The sequence below is a fragment of the Streptomyces sp. NPDC026589 genome, assembly GCF_040638385.1.
Classification (GTDB): domain Bacteria; phylum Actinomycetota; class Actinomycetes; order Streptomycetales; family Streptomycetaceae; genus Streptomyces.
In genome coordinates this window covers 72,860-79,591 of the sequence record NZ_JBEZYG010000010.1, presented here as the reverse complement: position 1 = coordinate 79,591, position 6,732 = coordinate 72,860, and the positions used below count along the sequence as shown (strand labels likewise).

Sequence of the window (6,732 nt, the reverse complement as noted above, 5' to 3'; positions counted from 1 at the left end):
CGTCCGCCTGGGCGGACTTCGTCACGTACGCGTCGGAGGCCTGAGCCATGTCCGTACCGCCGACCGTGCGGGTCAAGGCCTTCGACCACCTCGTCCTCAACGTCGGGGACGTCGAGCGGGCGCTCGCGTTCTACTGCGGGCCGCTGGGGCTGGAGCCGGTACGGGTCGAGGAGTGGCGGGCGGGGAAGGTGCCGTTCCCCTCGGTCCGGGTCAGCCCGACCACGATCATCGACCTGCTCGACCGACCGCGCGGCGAGTCGAACGTGGACCACATCTGCCTCGTCGTCGACCCGCTCGACTGGCAGGAGGTCATCGACTCCGGGGTGTTCACGGTGAAGGAGGGCCCGGTCCCCCGCTTCGGGGCACGGGGCTCGGCCACCTCGGTCTACGTACTCGACCCGGACGGCAACACGGTCGAGCTGCGCTGGTATCCGCAGGACGCCTGAGGCCGCACACCTTCCGCGCCGGGCTCCCCGGGGCTCCGGGCCCGGAGTTCCGGGGAGCGCGAGCGTGGGAGCCCGGGGAGGAGGCGTCCCGAGGGGCGGTCGAGGAGCGGTCCTCCCGAGGGGTGGCCGAGCAGCGGGGAGCACGAGGGTCCGGGATACGCTGCTGCGCCCACCCCTACCGGAGGTCGTCTCAGTGTTCCCCGCCCGGGTACTCGCCGCTGCCCCGTTGGTTCTGGTGATGCTCGCCCTGTCCGGCTGCTCTTCCCTGTGGGGTTGCACCGACACAAATGCGAAGCGCGGTGAGGCCGGTGTCAGGGTGCAGGTCGAGGACACGTCCGGGCAGCCTCTCGGTGTCACCGCCGAGGTCGTCGACTGGCGGGTGGAACCCCACCCGCAGGTGCCTTCCGGCGGTGACAGCGTCCACTTCCACTACCGCTACGACGGCGCCGACGCTGGCGGGATATCCGGCCCCGCGGTGGATGTCTGCGCCGTCGACGAGGAGCGCGTGGCCTTGGGGTGTCAGACGGTCCATTCGTCCGGGTCGTGGCCCGAGCCGGACGGCGCCCTCACGGGCGACGACTGGCTCGCGGTCGAGCGCCCCGAGCAGGTTGCCGAAGTGCTTTTGATCCCCAATGACCAGTCCTACGACCGACGGACCTGCGAGCAGGACAGCAAGGACGGCGGCGGGACGCATCCTCCGGAACCAGCCGGCAGGGGAGACCAGCTGTAGGGAGCCCAGGGCGGTCGAGCACGGGGCACGGGGCACGGGGCACGAAGCGTGGAGCGGCGGCGGCGGCCACCGTCCGGTCACGGGACCGGGCTTCCTGGGTGGCCCGCACCGACGAGCCGTGAACCTTTCCGGCCGCTGCGGACAACAGGGGTGACAGCCACACCGACCGACGCCCCCTGGAGGCGCAGTGACCGGACCACCTCCGGCCCGCCCCGACGAACGCGAGGACGAGGACGACGCCGACGTCATCACGCAATCCCTCGACGAGCCCGAACTGTTCGCCGGGCTGTACGACCGGCACGCCCCGGACATCCACCGCTACGCCGCCCGCCGCCTCGGGGAGGGCGCGGCGGACGACATCACGGCGGAGACGTTCCTCATCGCGTTCCGCACGCGGAGCCGCTACGACACCGCCCACCGGCTGGCCCGGCCCTGGCTGTACGGCATCGCCGCCAACCTGATCGGCAAGCACCGCCGTACCGAGGTCCGCGCGCTGAAGGCGCTGGCCCGGACCGGCCACGACCCGGTGGCCGCGTCCTGGAGCGATCGCTCGGACGACCGGCTCGCCGTCCAGGCCCCGCTGGCGGGCGCGCTGGCCTCGCTCTCCCCCGGCGACCGGCACGTCCTGCTGCTCGTCGCCTGGGCGGACCTCGGCTACCAGGAGGTGGCCGACGCGCTGCGGATACCGCTGGGCACGGTCAGATCCCGCCTGAACCGGGCCCGCCGCAAGGTCCGCGAGGCACTGAGCACCGACCCCTCGTTCACCTCGGCCGAACAGGAGCTGAACCCGTCATGGACGAACTGACCCGACTGCGGGAGCTGCGCGCCGACGCTCCCGCCCCCGACCGCGCCGCCCTCGCCCCCGGCCGCGCACTCCTGACCGACGCCATCGCGGGCAGGAACCGCAGCGCCCGCAGGCTACGGGCCGACTGGCGGATCGCCTCGCTCGGCGCGGTGGTGGCGATCACGGCGGCGGCGTTGTTCATCACCCAGATCGTGGACACCCCCGCGCCCCGGCCGTCGGCCCCGGCGACCGTGGCGGGCGACCTCGACCTGTCCAGCCCGGCCGCCGCCCTGGGGCGGGCCGCCGACTTCCTGGACCGGCAGGAGGTGCCCCCGGAGCCGCGGGCGGACCAGTGGATCTACCTCTGGCAGGTCGGCGGAGTGCCGGCCCAGCCGACCAGGAAGGACGGGTCGGACCCCGAGGTGACGGGCACCATGGAAGTGCCGGATCCCGAGCCCTCCTGGATCCCGTACCACGACGAGGTCGCGGAGAACGACGAGTCCGACACGGACCACCGGACCGCCCGCGAGTCCTACAAGATCGCCGCCGATCTCCCGGAGGACCCCGAGGCCCTCCTCGCGGAACTGCGGAAGGTCTTCCCCACCGGCAGCGGTCTGGACGGACCCCCCGAAGCCAAGGACGAGCACAGCTTCCGCGCCCTCTCCGTCCTGCTGGAGTCCTACCCGATCCCGCCCGACGCCCAGGCCCGCATCTACCGGGCGATGGCCACGGTCGGAGGCATCAAGGTGACCGACCACCTGATCCGGGACGCCTCCGGCCGCCGGGTCATCGCCGTGACCCGCCAGCACGACGGGCAGGACATCCGGAGCGAGATCCTCATCGACCCGGTCGACTACAGCTACGCGGGAAGGCGCGACGTGGTCACCAGGACCTACGAATTCCCCAGTTCCAGCGGGCGTGAACTCATGGTCTACCAGCGCGGAGACATGCTGATCGACGCTGCGAGGACCAAGGCCGCCGTCGTCGACGCCAAGGGCCAGAAGCCCTGACCGTCCGGCTCGTACAGAACCCGGGCGCGGGCCCGGTGTCCGGCACAGGGGAGCGGACACCGGGCCCGAAGCCTTCCCGCGGGCCGGGCCCGCCACCCACGTGACCGACCCCACCCCCCACTCCGTTCAAACTCCCGCAACAATGAACAGGTGATCACCTCACCCGCACGGAGCCCCCACCGTCGCAGCGAGCACGCGCCGACCCCCTACGTCGACCTCTCGCGCGACGAGTGGAGCGCGCTGCGGGACAAGACGCCGCTGCCGCTGACCGCCGACGAGGTGGAGCGGCTGCGGGGGCTCGGGGACGTCATCGACCTGGACGAGGTGCGGGACGTCTATCTGCCGCTCTCCCGGCTGCTCAACCTGTACGTCCAGGCCACCTCCGGGCTGCGCGGCGCGCTGAACACCTTCCTCGGGGACGCCGGGAACGGGCACGGGGCGCAGCGCGGCACCCCGTTCGTCATAGGGGTCGCGGGCAGTGTCGCCGTCGGGAAGTCCACCAGCGCCCGTATCCTCCAGGCGCTGCTGGCCCGCTGGCCCGAGCACCCGCGCGTCGAACTGGTGACCACGGACGGGTTCCTGCTGCCGATGAAGGAGCTCAAGACACGCGGGCTGACCTCCCGCAAAGGGTTCCCGGAGTCCTACGACCGGCGGGCCCTGACCCGCTTCGTCGCCGACATCAAGGCGGGCAAGGACGAGGTGACCGCCCCCGTCTACTCACACCTGATCTACGACATCGTCCCCGGCGAACGGCTCACCGTGCGCCGCCCCGACATCCTCATCGTCGAGGGCCTCAACGTCCTCCAGCCCGCACTGCCCGGCAGCGACGGCCGCACCAGGGTCGGACTCGCCGACTACTTCGACTTCAGCGTGTACGTGGACGCGCGCGCCGAGGACATCGAGACCTGGTACCTGAACCGTTTCCGCAAGCTGCGCGCCACCGCGTTCCAGGACCCGTCCTCGTACTTCCGCAAGTACACCCAGGTCTCCGAGGAGGAGGCGCTGGACTACGCGCGCACCATGTGGCGGACCATCAACAAGCCGAATCTGCTGGAGAACGTCGCTCCGACGCGCGGCCGTGCCACCCTGGTGCTCCGCAAGGGTCCGGACCACAAGGTCCAGAGGCTGTCCCTGCGCAAGCTCTGACCACTGACCACGGACCACGGACCACGGACCACGGACGATTGCCCCGTCCGACCACTCCGACCCGGAAGGGCGGCCGCCGCGTGCTGCACCTGCGTCTGATCGTGCCCGCCGACGCCACGGACGAGGTCGTCGCCCTGCTGGAGTCGACTGTCGGCACCGCCCATCTGGTGGTCCTGCCCGGCGCCGCCCGCTCCCCCGCCGGTGACGTGGTGATGTGCGACGTGGCGCGCGAGGCCGGCGACGAGCTGATCGGTGCGCTGCGCCGGCTCGGCATCGACAGGTCCGGGTCGATCACCATGGAGAACATGGAGCTGACGCTCTCCGACCACGCCGACCGGGCGGAGGAGGAGGCCCCGGGCGACGGCGCCGACGCGGTGCTGTGGGAGGAGCTGACGGAGGCGACGCACGAGGAGTCGACGTTCTCCATCACCTACGTCTCCTTCCTCTCCCTCGCCACGATGCTCGCCGCCTGCGGGGTGATGCTCGACAACGCGGTGCTGATCGTGGGCGCGATGGCGGTCGGCCCGGAGTTCGGGCCCCTGGCCGGGATCTCCACGGCCGTGGTGCAACGCGCCCCGCGCCTGGTCGCGCGGTCGCTGTGGGCGCTGATCGGCGGGTTCGCGCTGGCGATGCTGATCACCGCGGGCTTCGCCTGGCTGATGGACGCCTTCGGCCTCTTCAACGGCGGGATGATCGACAAGCCCCGGCCCAACACCGGGTTCATCTGGCACCCGGACTGGATGTCGTTCGTGGTGGCGTTCCTCGCCGGCGTCGCCGGGACGCTCTCGCTCACCTCCGCGAAGTCCGGGGCGCTGATCGGGGTGGCGATCTCGGTGACGACGGTCCCGGCCGCCGCCAACGCGGCCGTAGCGTTCAGCTACTCCGACTACCAGCAGACCATCGGCTCCGGGCAGCAGCTGCTCGCCAACCTCGGCGGGATCATCCTCGCGGGCATGCTCACGCTGCTGCTCCAGAAGGCCCTGCTGAGGTTCCGGCGCGCGAGGAAGCCCCTGGCAGGTACACCAGGGGCTTCCGTCCGCACGTGACCTGTACGGGTACGTCAGGGACTTCCGTCACGCAAGTGAGCCGTACGCCGGGCCGAGACCCGTACGCCGGGCCGTGAAGGGGGGCTCAGCCCAGCGCGGACTTCACCACATCGGCCAGTCGGCCCGCGACGGCCCGCGCCTGCTCGATGTCGGCGGCCTCGACCATGACCCGCACCAGCGGCTCCGTGCCCGACTGGCGCAGCAGTACACGCCCGGTCTCGCCCAGCTCGCGCTCCGCCTCGACGACCGCGGTGGCCAGCTCGGACGAGGTGCTGACCCGGGACTTGTCGACATCGGGGACGTTGATCAGGACCTGCGGCAGGCGCTGCATGACCCCGGCCAGCTCCGCGAGACCCCGGCCCGTGGCGGCGACGCGGGCCGCCAGCATCAGGCCGGTCAGCGTGCCGTCGCCGGTCGTGGCGTGGTCCAGGACGATGACGTGCCCGGACTGCTCACCGCCGAGCGCGAAGCCCTCGGCCTTCATCGACTCCAGGACGTACCGGTCGCCGACCGCCGTCTGCACGAGCCGGATGCCCTCGCGCTCCATGGCCAGCTTGAAGCCGAGGTTCGACATCACGGTGCCGACAACGGTGTCCTTGCGCAGCTGGCCGGCGTCCCGCATCGCGAGGGCCAGCACGGCCAGGATCTGGTCGCCGTCGACCTCCTCGCCCGCCGCGTCCACGGCGAGGCAGCGGTCGGCGTCGCCGTCGTGCGCGATGCCGAGGTCGGCCCCGTGCTCGACGACGGCGGCGCGCAGCAGCTCCAGGTGGGTGGAGCCGCAGCCGTCGTTGATGTTCAGGCCGTCCGGGTCCGTCCCGATGGTGACGACCTCGGCCCCGGCCCGCGCGAACGCCTCGGGCGAGACCCGGGCGGCGGCGCCGTGCGCCTCGTCCAGGACGACCTTGAGACCGTCGAGCCGGTTGGGCAGGACGCCGATGAGGTGGGCGACGTACCGGTCGAAACCCTCCGTGTAGTCGGTGACCCGGCCGACGCCGGCTCCGGTCGGGCGGCTCCACGGCTCACCGGTGCGGTGCTGCTCGTAGACCGACTCGATCCGGTCCTCCAGCTCGTCGGCGAGCTTGTGGCCGCCGCGCGCGAAGAACTTGACGCCGTTGTCGGGCATCGCGTTGTGACTGGCGGAGAGCATCACGCCGATGTCCGCGCCGAGCGAGCCGGTCAGATACGCCACGGCGGGCGTCGGAAGGACCCCGACGCGCAGCACGTCCACACCGGCGCTGGCCAGGCCCGCCACGACGGCGGCCTCCAGGAACTCTCCGGAGGCTCGCGGGTCCCGTCCGACCACGGCGGTCGGGCGATGGCCCGCGAAGGTGCCGGCCTCGGCGAGTACGTGCGCCGCCGCGACCGAGAGGCCGAGCGCGAGCTCGGCCGTCAGATCGGCGTTGGCGACACCGCGTACTCCGTCCGTACCGAAGAGTCGTCCCACTGGTGTCCTCCGAAGTGCTCCGAAACCACAAACAACCACTGCACAGCAAACGAAACGAACTGAGCAACCAAACAACGAAAGCAAGGAAACAGCGCAAAAAAGCACGTCGGGCGGCATGACGTAACC

Annotated in this window: 7 protein-coding genes; 6 read left to right on the top strand and 1 reads right to left on the bottom strand. The window is 71.6% G+C overall.

Annotated features, from left to right (window positions below):
• Positions 1-47 precede the first annotated feature (47 nt).
• The 6 genes from AB0F29_RS18845 to AB0F29_RS18820 all read left to right on the top strand — a co-directional run bounded on the left by AB0F29_RS18845 (position 48) and on the right by AB0F29_RS18820 (position 5,162).
• Positions 48-446, top strand: a complete 399-nt coding sequence (locus tag AB0F29_RS18845; RefSeq protein WP_361873378.1) for a VOC family protein — start codon at positions 48-50, stop codon at positions 444-446.
• Between the two features lie 193 nt (positions 447-639).
• Positions 640-1,176: a hypothetical protein gene (locus AB0F29_RS18840; protein WP_361873376.1), complete on the top strand. Its 537-nt coding sequence runs from the start codon at positions 640-642 to the stop codon at positions 1,174-1,176.
• A 187-nt stretch (positions 1,177-1,363) separates the two neighbouring features.
• On the top strand, positions 1,364-1,981 hold the full coding sequence (locus AB0F29_RS18835; RefSeq protein WP_361873374.1) for a sigma-70 family RNA polymerase sigma factor: 618 nt from the start codon (positions 1,364-1,366) through the stop codon (positions 1,979-1,981).
• The gene (locus tag AB0F29_RS18830; protein ID WP_361873372.1) at positions 1,969-2,970 is read left to right on the top strand and encodes a CU044_5270 family protein; all 1,002 of its coding nucleotides are present in this window, start codon (positions 1,969-1,971) and stop codon (positions 2,968-2,970) included. Before AB0F29_RS18835 ends, AB0F29_RS18830 begins: the two co-directional genes overlap by 13 nt.
• A gap of 150 nt (positions 2,971-3,120) precedes the next feature.
• Positions 3,121-4,116, top strand: coding sequence for a type I pantothenate kinase (gene coaA, locus AB0F29_RS18825; protein WP_361873370.1), 996 nt, complete (start codon positions 3,121-3,123; stop codon positions 4,114-4,116).
• Positions 4,117-4,196: 80 nt separating this feature from the next.
• The gene (locus tag AB0F29_RS18820; protein WP_361873369.1) at positions 4,197-5,162 is read left to right on the top strand and encodes a DUF389 domain-containing protein; all 966 of its coding nucleotides are present in this window, start codon (positions 4,197-4,199) and stop codon (positions 5,160-5,162) included.
• 85 nt (positions 5,163-5,247) lie between these two features.
• On the opposite strand, the gene glmM is transcribed toward AB0F29_RS18820, so the two are convergent.
• Entirely contained in the window at positions 5,248-6,606 is a 1,359-nt protein-coding gene (glmM, locus tag AB0F29_RS18815; RefSeq protein ID WP_361873367.1) for a phosphoglucosamine mutase, read from the bottom strand.
• Positions 6,607-6,732 lie beyond the last annotated feature (126 nt).